Origin of the sequence: Actinacidiphila paucisporea (genome assembly GCF_900142575.1) — a bacterium.
Taxonomy (GTDB): domain Bacteria; phylum Actinomycetota; class Actinomycetes; order Streptomycetales; family Streptomycetaceae; genus Actinacidiphila; species Actinacidiphila paucisporea.
This window is the reverse complement of sequence record NZ_FRBI01000003.1, coordinates 1-15,237: the sequence shown is the minus strand read 5'-3', so window position 1 is coordinate 15,237 and position 15,237 is coordinate 1. Positions and strand designations below refer to the sequence as shown.

The 15,237-nt window shown below is 69.4% G+C and carries 14 protein-coding genes and 1 pseudogene; 14 read left to right on the top strand and 1 reads right to left on the bottom strand.

Features of this window, described 5'->3' with window-relative positions; genetic code table 11:
• Position 1 precedes the first annotated feature (1 nt).
• The 14 genes and pseudogenes from fxlM (at position 2) to BUE44_RS06090 (ending at position 13,884) form a co-directional block, all read left to right on the top strand.
• Positions 2-2,014 carry a methyltransferase, FxLD system gene (gene fxlM, locus BUE44_RS06150; RefSeq protein WP_073494661.1) on the top strand — a complete coding sequence of 671 codons (2,013 nt, stop codon included), beginning with the start codon at positions 2-4 and terminating at the stop codon, positions 2,012-2,014.
• Between the two features lie 66 nt (positions 2,015-2,080).
• Positions 2,081-3,157 (top strand): hypothetical protein, encoded by a 1,077-nt coding sequence (locus tag BUE44_RS06145; protein WP_073494659.1) that lies wholly within the window; start codon positions 2,081-2,083, stop codon positions 3,155-3,157.
• Positions 3,158-3,615: 458 nt separating this feature from the next.
• Complete coding sequence (locus BUE44_RS06140; protein ID WP_073494657.1) at positions 3,616-4,176, top strand: hypothetical protein; 561 nt, start codon at positions 3,616-3,618, stop codon at positions 4,174-4,176.
• A complete protein-coding gene (locus BUE44_RS06135; protein WP_073494655.1) occupies positions 4,166-5,212 on the top strand; it encodes a helix-turn-helix transcriptional regulator in 1,047 nt (348 codons plus the stop codon). Before BUE44_RS06140 ends, BUE44_RS06135 begins: the two co-directional genes overlap by 11 nt.
• Before the next feature lie 318 nt (positions 5,213-5,530).
• Positions 5,531-6,211: an MmyB family transcriptional regulator gene (locus tag BUE44_RS37010; RefSeq protein ID WP_143172471.1), complete on the top strand. Its 681-nt coding sequence runs from the start codon at positions 5,531-5,533 to the stop codon at positions 6,209-6,211.
• Between the two features lie 650 nt (positions 6,212-6,861).
• Complete coding sequence (locus BUE44_RS06130) at positions 6,862-7,188, top strand: transcriptional regulator (protein WP_073494653.1); 327 nt, start codon at positions 6,862-6,864, stop codon at positions 7,186-7,188.
• A 1-nt stretch (position 7,189) separates the two neighbouring features.
• On the top strand, positions 7,190-8,209 hold the full coding sequence (locus BUE44_RS06125) for a hypothetical protein (RefSeq protein WP_073494651.1): 1,020 nt from the start codon (positions 7,190-7,192) through the stop codon (positions 8,207-8,209).
• Positions 8,209-8,918: pseudogene (locus BUE44_RS06120) on the top strand (ATP-binding protein). Before BUE44_RS06125 ends, BUE44_RS06120 begins: the two are co-directional and overlap by 1 nt.
• A gap of 110 nt (positions 8,919-9,028) precedes the next feature.
• Positions 9,029-9,595: a WhiB family transcriptional regulator gene (locus BUE44_RS06115; protein ID WP_073494649.1), complete on the top strand. Its 567-nt coding sequence runs from the start codon at positions 9,029-9,031 to the stop codon at positions 9,593-9,595.
• Positions 9,592-10,677: a DUF2637 domain-containing protein gene (locus BUE44_RS06110; RefSeq protein ID WP_073494647.1), complete on the top strand. Its 1,086-nt coding sequence runs from the start codon at positions 9,592-9,594 to the stop codon at positions 10,675-10,677. The genes BUE44_RS06115 and BUE44_RS06110 overlap by 4 nt, the downstream gene beginning before the upstream one ends.
• Before the next feature lie 103 nt (positions 10,678-10,780).
• Entirely contained in the window at positions 10,781-11,005 is a 225-nt protein-coding gene (locus BUE44_RS06105) for a hypothetical protein (protein ID WP_073494645.1), read from the top strand.
• A gap of 179 nt (positions 11,006-11,184) precedes the next feature.
• Positions 11,185-11,622, top strand: coding sequence for a MobC family plasmid mobilization relaxosome protein (locus BUE44_RS06100; RefSeq protein WP_235001930.1), 438 nt, complete (start codon positions 11,185-11,187; stop codon positions 11,620-11,622).
• The gene (locus tag BUE44_RS06095) at positions 11,619-13,373 is read left to right on the top strand and encodes a relaxase/mobilization nuclease domain-containing protein (protein WP_073494640.1); all 1,755 of its coding nucleotides are present in this window, start codon (positions 11,619-11,621) and stop codon (positions 13,371-13,373) included. The genes BUE44_RS06100 and BUE44_RS06095 overlap by 4 nt, the downstream gene beginning before the upstream one ends.
• A gap of 106 nt (positions 13,374-13,479) precedes the next feature.
• Positions 13,480-13,884 (top strand): hypothetical protein, encoded by a 405-nt coding sequence (locus BUE44_RS06090; RefSeq protein WP_073494638.1) that lies wholly within the window; start codon positions 13,480-13,482, stop codon positions 13,882-13,884.
• 352 nt (positions 13,885-14,236) lie between these two features.
• Here the strand turns inward: BUE44_RS06090 and BUE44_RS06085 are convergent, their stop codons facing one another.
• Entirely contained in the window at positions 14,237-14,674 is a 438-nt protein-coding gene (locus tag BUE44_RS06085) for a hypothetical protein (protein WP_073494636.1), read from the bottom strand.
• Positions 14,675-15,237: the final 563 nt, after the last annotated feature.

The following is a 15,237-nucleotide window of genomic DNA, read 5'->3' as shown; positions in this document are numbered from 1 at the left end:
CATGACCGCCTGGCACCAGACCACCGTGACCTTCGAGAGCCGAGACCGCGCTCTCGACGTCATCCACCGCGACCTCGCCCCGTACCTCACTAGGCCGGAGCACTACGGGCACTGGTGGTTCATGAACAAGCAGCCGTGGCCGATCCGCCACCGGCCGGGCCGACTCAGGGACCTGCACGGCTTGCTGGACCACCTCGAACACTCCGGTCGCATCGTCACCTGGGCCAACGGAGTCTACGAAGCAGAGGCGGTCGCCTTCGGAGGACCGGAGGCGATGGACCTGGCCCATACCCTCTTCGCCATCGACAGCCACCACCTCCTCGCCTACCCCGCCTCCGGCGCCGAACGGCTCGGCCCCCGCGAGACCTCGCTCCTCGCGCTGGCCGCGCTCACCCGCGGAGCCGGCCTCGACCGCTACGAACTCGCCGACGTCTGCGCCCGCATCGCCCAGCTCCGTCCTGCTGCACCGGCTCTCACCGGCGAGCGCGCCACCGCGCTTCGGCGTGCCGCCGACACGCTCCTCGCCGCCGACCCCGGCCGTATCGCCGACGCAGGCGGCCCGCTTCGCGGCCACCAGGACTGGATCGCGGCCTTCGAGGAGACCGGCCGGTCCCTCGGCGGCCTGGCCCGAATAGGACTGCTGACCCGTGGACTTCGAGCCGTGCTGGCCCACCAGTGGATCTTCCACGCCAACCGGGCCCGGCTCCCGCTCACCGACCAGGCTGCCCTTTCCGCACTCACGAGAGACATGATCATGGAAACCATCGACACCACCGCAACCCGCGACGAGCCGGCAGGCGACCTGCGCAACGCGCTCGTGGACGCCCTGGCCGCCTCCGGCCACGTCGTCTCACCGACCGTCGAACAGGCCATGCGCGCCGTCCCGCGGCACAGCTTCGTGCCCCAGGCGACCCTCGCCGCCTCCTACGCCAACGACGTCGTCAACATCAAGAACGACGACAGCGGTGTGATGATCAGCTGCGCCAGCCAGCCCGGCGTCGTCGCCACCATGCTGGAGCAGCTCCAGGCCCGCCCCGGCGAGCGCATCCTCGAACTCGGCGCCGCGACCGGATACAACGCCGGTCTCCTGGCGACCCTCGTCGGCCCCGAGGGGCACATCGTCACCATCGACGTCGACCAGGACATCGTGGACGGCGCCCGCGCCCACCTCGCCGACGCCGGCTTCACGAACGTCGAGGTTGTACTCGGCGACGGCGCCCTCGGCTGGGCCGAGGGCGCCCCCTACGACCGAATCATCGCCACCGTCGGCGCGCACGCCGTCCCCACCGCCTGGCTCGACCAACTCGCCCCGAACGGACGGCTCCTCGCACCTCAGCGCCTGCGCGGCAGCGTGTCGCGCTCCATCGTCTGGGAGCGCACCCCAGACGGCCACTTCGCCAGCGTCAGCAGCGCCATGAACACCTTCGTCCCGTTGCGCAACGGTGCAGCCGACGACCCGCATACCGTGATCCCCCTGGCCGTCGACGGCTCGGTCCGGCTCCAGACTAACAACGAGCACACCATCGTCGCCCCCGCCGCCTTCGCCGACGTGCTCGCCCGCCCCCGCCACGAGGTGTGGACCGACGTCCGTGTCCAGGCGGGAGAGAGCCCGGAGTACATGGAGCTCTACCTGACGCTCACCCTCCCCAACGGCCTGAACCAGATGCCCCGCACCAGGGAAGCCATCGACAACGGCCTGCTGACCGCGGACCCGTACCCCTCCTCCACCGCCACGTTCGACAGCGACGGCACCGTCACCTACCTCGCCCGCCGGCTCTCCGACCACACCACGCCCAGCGGCGGCAAGCTCTGGGACTTCGGCGTCATCGGCCACGGACCCAACGCCATCGAACTGGCGGACCAGGTCGCCGGCGCCATGCGCACTTGGAACACGACCTACCGCGACAAGGCCATCGCCTTCGAACTACACCCTCTCGACGCAGACCCCGCCGCCGGGCCCGGCCGCTTCGTCTGGGACACCCCCCTGAACCGCATGGTCGCCTACTGGAGCTGACCTGCCCTTATCCGGGGTCGGCCGCCGATGGAGGCCGGCCCCACCCCTCCCGGAACTGGAAGAAGAATGCGACAGGTTGTCCAGCACTTTCCGCTGCTCGCACGCCACCGGCCGGCCTGCCTTCCTCTCCCCGCCCGGATCCGAAACCTGACCGGGCTCGCCGAGCAGGCAGAAGCAACCAGGGACCAGGGCACAGCGTCGGCCGTCCTCAACCAGGCAGCTCTCCTGGCATCGGACACCGGTGCCGCCGAGTACGCCCAGCGACTCTGCCGCGACCAGGCACACATCTTCCTGGCGTCAGGGCCACTCGACGGACCGACCGCCATCCGAGCCCTTGAACCGATCATCAACCTCGGCCGCCTCCACACCCGCGCCGGAGCACCCGACGAAGCGCGGTCGAACCTCGCCCACCTCGCCGAGGCGATCCGCACACGGACCGAAGCCACGATTCACGGCGTCACGATTTCCTCACGACTCGTTGTCGACGATCTCGGCCGCCAAGAGGTGCTGGCCTGGCTCTGGCGGGTGACCCTCGCCGACGGCACCCGGACCCTCACCACCCAAGGACGATGGCAGGAAGCGCTGGAGCACGTCCGCGCGCACCGAGGGATCGGCAACCGGATGCTCGACGGCCGCCAGGTCGCCGTAGCGGCGCACCTCATGCTGCAAGATCAGCAAGCTGCGACGGCCCTGGTGGCAGCAACCCAGGCCGGGGAGCCGTGGGAGAACGACGTCACCGCCCTCCTCGCGGCCACCTGCCGGCAAGCCACGGTCGGCCACCTCTCCGAGCCGACGGTCCAGCACCTGGTCCACCTGGGAAGCCGCGAGCACGAACCAGGACGCACCGTGTTCGCGACCCGGCTCGCCCTCGCAGCACACGCCCAACTCCGCGCCCACCCAGTAACTGCAGTCGCGGCACAGCACCTGCAAGCCCTCATCAGACGACGGGTCTTGGCCGCGGCAGACGGCTACGCAGCGTGGGATGCGCTAGCGCACCTACCGGTGACGGGTCCTGAAACGAGCGCACTGCGCGAACTGGTGGACCTGTGTGCTCTGGGCCGAGGTCTCCCGACGGAACACCGCGTCGTACTCGACACCGCCACCGCGATAGCAGCGGACACCATTCGTGCCTCGCTGAGGTAACCGTCAGCGCAGAGCCGCGAACAAACCGGCGGAAGCAGTTGAGCGGCTCGCGAAGGAGGTCTTCTTGGCGACCGGCGTCCGCCTCGCTCCGGGCCGGTTCGACCACGCGTCGCCGAGGAACTACAACCCGACGCGTGAGCCTGGACATCTTGTGATGTCATGCTCATGTAAGAAATCTATTAGCCGCATTCTTTTTCAGGGAAAAAAGACACCCGTAGAAAAGACGAGTGACCGGCGTTAAAACTGACTGCTAGGGAGCCTTGAGTTCAGAAGAAGGGAGCGGCGTGATGCCCGTCGTCTACAGCCATGCGACACGAAGAACCGGATATGACACCGTACAAGCTATGGCCTGTGATGGTCGAAGGTCTCGGGTTTCGACGATTAACTCTCTTTCGGTCAGGCCGAGTTCGAGCCTCCTGTTGCGGGTGAGTCGCGCGGATACCGAAGGTGACACGGCGATGGTGATGGATGTCGCTCGGGCCCTGGGAGACCTCATGGCGCGGTGTCGGGGTGCCCTGGCCACCCGGCAGCTGGAAGTTGCAGCGGCAGTCTGGGGGACCGAGCGCCTTCTCGACGGGTCGGGCTGCGCGAGCGAGGTGGGCGACGGCATCCAGGTGGTGGCTGGGCGTCGCGCGATGGCGCGCGTGCTGGCCCGAGCCTACGGCCAGCCGGTAGGCAACCGCCTGAGCCTCTACTCCTCCCCCTTCGCGGGCAGTACCGAGCGGCAGGCCGCGGTCGACGGGCGGCTCGCTGCCCAGGGTGTGCGTCTACGCGCGATCTACCAGCAGCCGTCGCTTCCAAGGCGGGTGGAGCTGTCGCCGGCGGGCGTTGAGATCCGCTGCGCGAACCTGGTGCCCATGGACATGGTCGTTGACGATCGGACGGCTATCCTGCCGGTCGATCCGGATCGCCCGGGTGTTGCCCTGATGGTCATCAGCGATCCCGCCTGGTTCCAACTGGCAGGCGCACTTGCGCAGGACTGCTGGGCGCGGGCGGAAGGTCTTGGCGATGTCTGCTGAGCTCGCGGAAGTAGTCCGGCGAGCGCAGCTTTCCATCGCACCGCCCCCTCCCGAGGGCCATCTGCTGCCAGCCGAGCCGTATGACCTGGCCCTGCCGCTGTATCTGACACTGCGGCGCAGCGGCAGGGGCAAGCTCCCGGATCTCTGCGCAGTGATCGGCGTGTCGGTGCTCGAAGCGGGGTCGGCTTGGCACCACTTGGAGTCCTTGCGGCTGATCCGACCGGTCGGCAGCGGCGGGGCGTTCGCGCCCGTCGACCCCGATGCAGCCTTGACGCAGCTGTTCGACGCGCAGAAGGAGCGCCTGGGCGACCAGGCAGCGGAGCTGGCGCTGATCCACAGCTGCGCTCAGGAGATCGCCACTCGGTTTCGCCCCGCGACCCTGCGGGAAAGCGTCGGAGTCGAGGTGTCCTTCGTGGGCGACCGTGCGCTTCGAGCCGAGCGCCTGCGCTCGCTGCATCTTTCGTCCCATGTGGCCATGTGGTCGATGCATCCCGGGCCGCTGCCGACTGCGGAGATCCTGGAAAGGTCACTGGAACTCGACGCCGAGCTGGTAGCGCGAGGGCTGAGTGTCCGCGCGGTCTACGGGCGCGCGCTTGCTGCCGGCCCCCGCGCCCGGAAGTACCTGCAGACCTTGGCGGATCTCGGCGCCGAGGTTCGCCTGGCCGACCAGGTACCTTTCGATTTGCTCCTTTTCGACGCGACCACCGCCGTCATGCCAAGTGCGCCATCGCGTCCTACCGACCCCATGCTGGTGCTGCACGGCTCGGAACTCATGGGCACCTATGTCGCGATGTACAACGACGTGTGGTCGCGATCGGCCCCCCTTGCAGACCAGGCGGAGGGGTCGCTCTCGAACCGTCAGGAGGATGTGCTGCGGTATCTGGCGGCGGGGCTCTCCGACGAGCAGATCGGCAGACATCTGGGGATCTCGGCTCGGACGGTACGACGAATCGCCGTCGAGCTGATGGAGCAAGTCGGCGCGACGAGCCGCTTCCAAGCCGGCGTGAGGGCGGCGGAGCTGGGACTGGTCGGGTGAGGGCGCGCAGCATGCGGAATTGATCATTCCGAATAGTGGATGGTAGTGCCAGGTATCGACAGGCTCAGGTTTAATCCGAAGCCCTGAGTGGCGACGTTGTCGCTGGTCAGGGCTTCGGATGTTCCTGTGGGCCGGATCTGCGCACGCACGACCGCGCCAGCGAATGTAAGGCAGGCCATGTCGGATCTGTGTGCGTTTCGGGACTTCCTGGTTCAAGCCAGAGGCCGTACCGATCCCGAGAGGTTCCCTGCCCTGCGCGACCTGCTCGAGGGTCGCGATCCGCGTGGCCGACGGGGCAAGGGGGTCACGCAGGCGCACATGGACATCCTCCTGAGGCGAAGCGCGGGCACTTATGAGCGACTGGAGCGCGGCGCCACGGTTCGGCCGACGCTGCTCGAAGGAGTCGGACGGATCCTGGGACTTACTGAGGATGAGTGGCGTGCGCTATGGACTTACGCCTATTCCACCCCGCCGCCACGCCCGTTGAATCCCGCGGGCAGGGCACTACCCGGTGAGTGGAAGATGATGCTGGACACCCTCGCGCCGGCGGCCTACGTCCAAGACCAAGAGGGACGCCTCCTCGCCTACAATGCTGAGTTCGCAAGGTACTTCGGCGACGAGCCCGCGCCAGACAATCTTCTGCACTGGAGCCTGACAGCTCCCGTCGCTCGCACGATCCTTCTCGACTGGCATTCCGCCTGGGCGCCGGCACTGTGTGGACAGCTACGCGCCGCTTTGGCCGCCAACAAGCACAGCCTCGCACTCAGAGAACTGCTGGCCGACGTCCTTGCGGACGACCAGGCGGCTCCCCTGCTGAACGCCGCAGCCTCCACCGCTCCGCAATCGAACGCCCCGCGTCCGGTCCGACACCCGACACTCGGCCCCGGGTGGATCACCATGTGCGCGGCCAACCCAAGCGATTTCCCTGAAGCTCGGCTGACCATAGCGCCATTCCACCCAGGCCGACGCCCGGCGCCGTGCCAGCCGATCGGCGCCTGATCGATCGGCAGCCTTCCCTTCTTGGCACCCTCTGCTGGTGTTTCCTTCCGGGCTCTGCGTGTCTGTGGGAAACCTCGGAGTGGTCGGTTTCCTCCTGCAGCGATCCACGCTTGAGTTGGCCAGATCTGACATGGCCAAGTTGGCCACACGGGAGTGCGAGGTTCCTGGCTGGAAACTCGTTCACCGAACGAGAGGCGCATATCCGCAGGTGGGAGCCATATTCAGACGTCTGTCCGAGTGTCGGCGGACTGAGGTTTCGGGTTAGTGCGGGATTATGTCCCGTTTGAGCTGGTTGTCGCTTGTTGACGCCCGAAGGTACTCCATCCGAAGATCACTGCGGGGAGTGAGGAATTCCGTACCGCTGTTCCGACCGATGCGATGTCTTTTTGGCGTCGGTGTTCGGTAACGGCCTGTATTCGCTGGATCGTTGGGTGGCGCCTGCATATCTTGCTGGTCGACCCGCGCGCGAAAGCGACGGCGGAATCAGTACCTGAGGGGGTGAGTGGGGGATACATGAGGCCGGCGCCCGGGAGCTACCAACTCCCGAACGCCGGGCCGGCACCGAGGTGCCGATTCACATCCCGCGGGCGGCGGCGCCTTCTCTGCACGAGAACCGCCGCACCGCGCTCCTACAAGCAACGGAGTATCGCATGCACACCGCCAACGGCGGAAGTTCCACCTGCCCGGACACCGGCCGGAGGCAGCGCCTCGCCACGCTGCTCGCCGACATGATCCCCGGCGCGGCCACCCTCCGCGTCAGCCTCACCGATCCGGCGCAGGTCTGGCCCCACCCGCACGCGGTCGCCAAGGACGCGACCGGGCAGCGGCTCGAGCTTTCCCGGACGACCAGCAAGATCGCAGCCCGCTGGATCATGCGGGTGTGGCCGCACGCCGACTGGAGCGAGCCGCACACCCTCGACCTGGCCACCGCCACCCTCACCCGCAGCGACCTGGTCGCGGCAGGCCGGGGCCGCTGACGTGCCGCGCATCCGCTCCATCAAGCCCGAGACCTGGACGTCCGAGACGCTCGCCGAGGTCAGCATCCCCGCCATGGTCACCTTCCTGGCGATGACCAACATGGCCGACGACTGGGGCCGCCACCGCGACAACGCGGCCATCATCTTCGGCATCATCTGGCCGCTGCGCGCCGAACACAGCGCGGTCCAGGTCGAGGACGACCTCACCCAGCTCGAGAACGCCGGGGCGATCTGCCGGTACACCGGCTGCGACGGCAAGCGGTACTTCCACTACCCGACCTGGTTCAGGCACCAGAAGATCGACACCCCGTCGCAGTCCCGGCTCCCTGCGTGCCCGAAGTGTGAGCCGCAGCGGTGCGGGGTCTGCAAGGGCCCCTGCACCGAGCGCGCCGATGCCTCGCCGAAGGCTCCCGGAGACTTCCCGGAGGGTTCCCCTAACCTTCCGGGAACTCTCGAACACCCCGCTCAGCCCGCGCCGACCCCTCCCGCGCCCGCCCGGGACGCCCCCGCGCCCGCCCAGGACATCCCCGACGCCGCCGCGGGCACCCACCACAAGAGCGCCGGCAAAACCGCAGGTCAGGACGCACTCGTCGAACTCTCCCGGAAGGCTCCGGGAGGGTCCGGGGAACCCTCGGGGTCTGGATCTAGGATTTTGGATCCTGGATCTTCTTTCCCTACGGGGCGCGATGCGCCCGACGCGGCCGGCGTCTCGGCCAACCAGCTCGTCGGGGAGTACGTCGCCTCGTGCGACCAGCGCCCGCCGGGAGACGTGATCGGTCACCTGGGCCGGGTGATCAAGAAACTCCTGGACGAGGGCATCGCCCCGGAGCATGTGCGGGCCGGTCTGCGGCGCTTCGCCGAGATCCAGGGCCACCCGTCGCGGCTGCCGAGCCTGGTCAACGACGCGATGAACCCGCCCGCAGCCGGTTTGGCCCGTCCGGGATTCCGGCCTACCGTGCCCGCTCATACCGCGTGGACCAACCCGGTCGACGCGGCCACCGCCTACGCCGAGGAGCTGTGATGCGCAACCGAGCCCGCGAACCGCAGACCCTCGCCGGTACCGGAACCCTGGACCGGATGGCCCGGATCCTGGCCGCCCGGAACATCGACCCCGCAGTCGCCCTCGCCTACGCGGTGGCGGACGAGCCGGAGCCGTACTCGCCGCTGGACGCCCTGCAGGCGGCGATGCTGCCTCGCTATCGGGACGCGGTGGCCGACCACCCGCAGGTCCTGGCCTGGTGCCGGGAGGTCGCCGCACAGGCGGTCGCCCCGGGCATCGGCGCGCGGCGGCAGGTGGCGACGGGGCCGTCGCTGCTGATGGCCGGGGTGGTCGGCGCGGGCAAAACCCACCAGGCGCACGGCGCGGTGCGGGCCCTGGTCGGGGCGGGGGTGGGGGTGCGGTGGCGGGCGACGACGGCCGCGGACCTATACGCCGAACTGCGCCCCCGCGCCGGGGTGGACAGCGAGCGGGAGCTGGCGGCCGTGGCCCGGGTGCCACTGCTGATCCTGGACGACCTCGGCGCGGCGAAGGCGTCGGAGTGGACCGAGGAGATCACCTACCGGCTGGTCAACCGCCGGTACAACCACATGCTGCCGACGCTGATCACCACAACCTCGCGATCGGCGACCTGCGGGCCTACGTCGGCGACCGCGTCGCCTCCCGCCTCACGCAGATGACCACCCGGGTCGCCTTCGACCTGGTCGACCGCAGACGCACTCGCGCCGCCTGACTCAGGCTGCTCCCGCGGGCCCGCCCCCAGCGCGCCGCCCCTCCAACTTCCCGACCAGGCACCTCCGCCGACGCCCATCGCGCGCGGAGAGCGATCGGAGCACACCGCGCATGCCCAGCACGACGACCACGCCTGCCCACCACCGCTCGCTGGGGGACCAGTCCTGGCAGAACCAGGCCGTCTGCCAGAGCACCGAATGCCACCCGGTCGACCCCGAAATCTTCTTCCCCGACCCCGAGGAGATGGACAAGATCCGCGCCGCCAAGGCCCTGTGCAACCAGTGCCCGGTCCGCCAGACGTGCCTGGACGCCGCCCTGGAGAACGCCGACACCCACGGCATCCGGGGCGGCCTGACCGAGCAGGAACGCGCCCCGATGCACACCCGGCTCCCGCACCGCCTGGACTACTCGCGCGTGAACGCCGCCGTCGCCGGACGCGACATCCACCTCACCTCCGCCGAGCGGCAGGCCGTCATCCACGCCGCCTACCGCCACGGCCTGCCCGCCCGCCGCCTCGCGTGGATCCTGAAGATCGACGAGGAGACCGCGCTGAAGCGGTACCGCGAGACCCGCCGCGCCCTTCGCCACCGGGACCTGGAGCCCACCACACCCACCGAACCGATACCCGAGCCGGGCGAGAAGGCCATGGACCGCGACGACTTCGGGACGGCGGCGTGAGCCCCGCCAGCGCGCCGACGACGGCGCTCGTCACCGGCTGGGACCGCCTGGCCGTCATCGTCCTCGGCGGTGCCGGGTGCGCCCTGTCGGCCAGCGCCCTGATGCAGATGGCCATCGCCATCCACATCCGCCCCGCCCTGTGCTGGCTCTTCCCCCTGGTGGTCGACGGCTTCATCGCCTACGGCATTCGCGCCCTGCTGGTCCTGCGCACCGCCCCGCTGCGCGCTCGCCTCTACGTCTGGACGCTGGTCGGCACCGCCACCGGGGTCAGCGTCTGGGCCAACGCCCTGCACGCGGTCCGCCTCAACCAGACCGCCTCCTCGGCTGGCGGGCTGCAACTCGGCGACACGGTCGTCGCCTACCTGTCCACGGTCGCACCGCTCGCCCTGGCCGGAGCGGTCCACCTGTACATCCTCATCGCCCGCGGCCCGGACAACCACAGTGACCGCACCGGCCAGGCTGACCGCCATGGTCACGGCCAGCCCGGTCAGCCTGACCGCTCCGAACTCGCCGAGGTCACTGTGGCCGACCTGGCCGGTCAGCGATCACCGCACGCCGGTCAGGCAGGTGCCGGTCAGCCGGTCACTGCCCCCACCGACCCGCCCCGGGCGACCGCGAACCCGCCGACCCCGGTCACCCGGTCACTGACGGGGGCAGGTGGCCGGGTGGACACCAGCGGCTCGGTCACCGGCCACCACGACACCCAGACGTCGCGGGCGCAGGCCGCTGACCTGGGCGGTCAGCCGGACAGCGGCCCGGCGGTCAGTGACCGACCGGCCGCCACCGACCCGGTCACCGCCCACCCGGTCAGCCACCCGCCGGTCACTGACCACCCGGTCACTCACGCCCCGGTCAGTGACCGCGAGCCCCGCAGAGCCGGTGACCGGCGTGCTGACCTGGACACCGAGGAGCTGCTGGAGATTGCCCGGTCAGCGGTCAGGGCCGAGGACAAGCTGACCCGGCAGGTCGTCTCCCAGGCGATACGCGGTCAGAAGATCCCGCTGTCCAGCGCCACGCTGACCGCGCTGATGGCCCAGCTCCGCGAACAGCGCGACAAGCCGGTCACCACCTCCCGGGACTGACCCCGCACCACCGGGCCGGGTGGCCGAGCCGGACACCTCGGCCGGTCACCTGCCCCCGGATCGCCACCGTCCGACTTCCTGCCACTCACTGGAGAGCACCATCATGCGCACCAACCCCGCCACCACGGCCGAAGTGGAGACCTGGCTGGCCGTCCTGCACCAGAGCGGTCACCTCTACCGCGCGGAACCGGGACCAGACGGCACCTGGATCGTGCAGCGAGGCCCTCACGCCCGCCCGTGGACCCTGCACCACCCGGTTCTGGCGATGGACTTCATCGAGGACATCCTGCGCGACGTCCACCAGCAGGAAGCGGACCCGGGCCGGTGACCGCGAACGACCCGGCATCCATCACCCCGCAACAGGAGCGTGAGGTCACCACTGCCCGTCGGGCAGCAAGTTGTGGGGTAAGGAGTCCTTACCCCGCTCCCGCCCCCAAGGGGGCAGGAGCTTCCCGCTCGGCAGCAGGCCCGGGGGTGCCAGCTGCCGAACGGGAAGACGGCCCAGGGGTGCCGTCGGGAGAGAAGCAACCGCTGTCACCAGCGCCGTCGAACACCACCGTCCGCGCAGCGCCGCGCCGCCGACTGCGCCAGAGCAGCCTGCGTCCGCACCGCATCTGCCCCCGATTCAGCGACGCCGAGTGGACTGCCGTCCAGCAAGCCGCCGACGCCGCCGACCTCGCCCCGGGCGGCTATGCAGCTGCTGCCACCCTCGCCGCCGCATCCAGCGTCAATCCCACCGCCGCGGTCGCGGACTACCGGCGGGGCGTGCAGGAGCTGATGGAGTCCAACCGGCAGCTCGCCGCCGTCGGCAACAACCTCAACCAGGTTGCGCACTTCCTCAACGCCGGCGGCCAGCCCGCCACCGACCTGCGGCAGCTCCTGCACCGCTTCGACACCGCACTGTCCGGTGTCGACGACGCGGTGGCCTGGCTGGTGCGCCGGTGATCCCCAAGATCCGCTACGGCAGCCGCAGCACCTACGGGCTGGTCCACTACCTGTTCGGCCCCGGCAAACGCGACGAGCACACCGACCAGCACCTCGTCGCGTCCTGGAACGACTTCGCCCCCGACCCCGGACGCAACCCGAACCACACCATCGCCCAGCTCGCCGCCCAGCTCGACCAGCCCGTCAAAGCACTCGGCGACCGGGCACCGGAAAAGACGTTCTGGCACTGCTCGGTGCGCGCCGACCCAGGCGACCGGCACCTCGATGATGCCGACTGGGCGGCCATCGCCCGCCGCATCGTGCGCGCCGTCGGCATCGCCCCCGAAGGCGATACCGCCGCCTGCCGATGGGTCGCCGTCCGCCACGCCGAAGACCACATCCACATCGCCGCCACCCTCGTGCGGCAGGACGGACGCCGCGCCGACCTGAAGTTCGACAAGCGCAAAGCACAGGCCGAGGCCCGGCAGATAGAGAAGGACTACGGCCTGCGGCAGCTCAACCCCGGAGACGGCACCGCCGCGAAGAACCCCACGAGCCAGGAACGGTTCAAAGCCGAACGCACCGGCCGAGGGGAGGCTCCGCGCGAGACGCTGCGCGAGGCCGTCCGCCAAGCCCTGGCCGGAGCCGCTGGCGAAGCGGAGTTCTTCACCCGGCTGAGGGACAAGGGACTGCGGGTCAAACCCACCCTGGGCTCGTCCGGGGACGTGCTCGGCTACGCGGTCGCCCTGCCCGGTGACCGCAACGCCAAGGGTGAACCCATCTGGTTCGCAGGCTCCACTCTGGCCGCCGACCTGTCGCTGCCCCGCATCCGGCTCCGCCTCGCAGGCGCCACCCCCGACCAGGACGCGTCGCGCACCGACGGCCCGCGGACCAACTGGTCGGCGCCCACCCGAGGACGCCGAACCGCGTCCGGGATCGCCGAGCGCGCGGTCGTCGTCCTGGACAGCGGCAACGAGGGCGAGGGGGCAGCCCAGCTCGTCGGGATCGGCGAAGTCCTGGATGCCGTCGCCCAGACGTCCCCGGCCGCGACCCGCGCCGAGCTGGCCGCAGCCGCACGCTGCTTCGAGCGGGCCACCCGCAGCCACATCCGCGCCGAGCAAGCCGACACCCGCGCGCTGCGCTCGGCCGCGAGGGGCATCATCCGGGCCGGCGGGGCGCTGGGGCGGGGTGAGGACGGCGGCGCGACAGCGATGCTGCTGTCCACCCTGGTCCTGGCAGCTATCGCTGCCGCCCGCTGGCATTCCGCCCGCAGGCACGCCCAGCAGGCTGAAGCCTCCCGCCAGACCGCTCAGCACCTGCGCGCCGCATACCAACAGGCCGCCGCCGTGCCCATGCAGGCCCTGCACTTTCAAGGCCGAGCCCTGCCCGTGGCCGAACGCAGCCGCCACGAGACCACCATCCGCGCGGCACTGCCCCACCACCTCACCGGCACCGATAGCGAGACCCAGCACGACGCGCTGGCCGCCACCCTCGCCCAGGCCGAGCAGGCCGGCCACGACCCCAAGGCCCTGCTCCAGCAGGCCGTCGCCATGCGAGAACTCGACTCTGCTGAGAACGTGAACGACGTCCTGGTCTGGCGACTGCGCCGCCTCGCCGATCTCCCCGCACACCCCGGCACCGCCTCCCCACTCCCGAAGGCCGGCACCGGCCGCACTGCGCCTTCGGCTCGCCGACCCGGTGTCCACCATGCGCCGCCCCCGGCACCCCACCCGGATACCCCGGACCCCCGCAACCGCCCGCCACGCCGCTGAAACCCCGGTCCGGCAGGCCCGCACCGGGCCTGCCGGACCGGCCGAAACTCCTGGACAACTGGCCCCATCTGCTGTTACGGATGAACAGACAGGCTCACAGACGGAGATGACGCTCGTGCTCAGAACCAACGACCACCGCGCAGATGCCCCTCCCGCCCCGCCTGCTGCCCCTGCCGGCAGTGACCCGCTACTGCAACTCCAGCACGAACTCCAGCCTCCCACCGGACCCCGCGCCTACCGCTACATTCGTCATCCGCAGGAGCTGGCCCTGCGTGGCATCCCCGTGATGTGCGCGAAGTGCGGGGCACGCCGGGACTGGCTCCTGATCAACCAGGGCCGCATCACCTGGGTTCACTGCCGCTGCAACAACGAGTGGCACGAACCCGAGATCACCCGCGCCGCCTTCGAGGCACTGACCCACCTTCCCGACACCATCACCTATGCCAGCGTGGATGAGGGCGTGGCCGCCATGGGCTTCGACGGGAGCTTCGTCGGCATCTACCTGGAGTAGCAGAGCGGGTCGGCATACACCGACAGAGTGCCACCGGTCTTCCGGTGGCACTCCTTCGTTGCGTGCTCAGCTGCAGTTGCTGTTTTTGGGAGCTGATTTCCAAGAAGGGTACACGTTTTGTGGCTTTTAGCGTCTATACGTCATGACTGGTAGTGATTGCCGCCTTGTCTTCCCTGTCGGTTTGGTCCGGGAGGGGGTGGCAGCAATGGGGCCACCCGGTCCCACAGGTCGTCCGGAACCAGATCAGCATGCACCCGGACACCTTGCCGACCGAGATCGTCGAGCACAAGGCCCGTGGCATCTCATCGCGACTTGCGCGCAGGGTCTGGCGTCCGTTCGCGAGATCGAGCGCTCAGCCTGAGGCGCCCTCCAGCGGAAGGTGGTCCCGGAAGTACTGCGACTCCAACCACTCCTCCTTCACGACGAGCGGACGGGTCAGGCGCGCTGCCCCGACCTGCTGTGAGCGCAGAAGAACCCCGAGATCAGTCAGGGAAAGCGAGTCATCAGGCGTGTAGAGCAAGCAGTTCCCATGCTCCGCAGCGTGGTCCAGCAAGAACTGCTGGCCCTGTTCAGGATCGCTTCCCGCCAGAGGGAAGCCAGACAAGAAGACCTGCGGACCGGTGACCGCATCCAGCGCAACGCAGGCGAGCTTGCCCGCGTCGTAGAAGGCTTTCAGCCCATCCGCGAAGTCCTCCTGCGCATACGGACCGCCAACCCGTTCCTGCGCTTCAGGGGCCAAGAGTGCGCGGGCGACCTCGGCTGGTGACATGCCGAATTGCAGCGGCCCCACACCAGCTCCTGACCGCAGCTCCCAGCACTCCCGCCCCGCGTCTGCGCCCATCCACCCACCCCTACGTCCGACCGGTCATGATCTGTTTCAGTTGCTCAGGCCGCATGCACAAGGCCACGGGTCAAGGTGCCAGCTCGGCTGAACAAGTGCCAACGGGAGTGCTGCTCTCCGCCGGAGTCATTCTGAAACGACCAGTAAGCTTGACGCTGTCGGGGATCTTGATTGCGCCGTGAGGCGCTGTGGTTCGAGTGGAGGTGAAAGACCATCACCCCTGGCCTGTCGCAGCAGGTCAGCGTAGCTGAGGGCAGCCTGACCCGGGTGGTGCCGGAGAGGGCGGGAGCGGCCCTGACAAAGCCGGGACGTACCAGCACTGCCAGATGGTGCGGGTTCGGCGAGCGAGACGAAGAGGAGTACGCGAGGAACCGGCGTAACTACGTCCTTCAACCCCGACACCGGCTCGAACCTGGCGGATCTGGGCCGGGCGCGGTGCGTCTCGTCGTCCGAAGGACGGCGAGAACTTCCACGACCGTATTCAAGAGCGGGCGGGGGAGGCCACGAGGAAA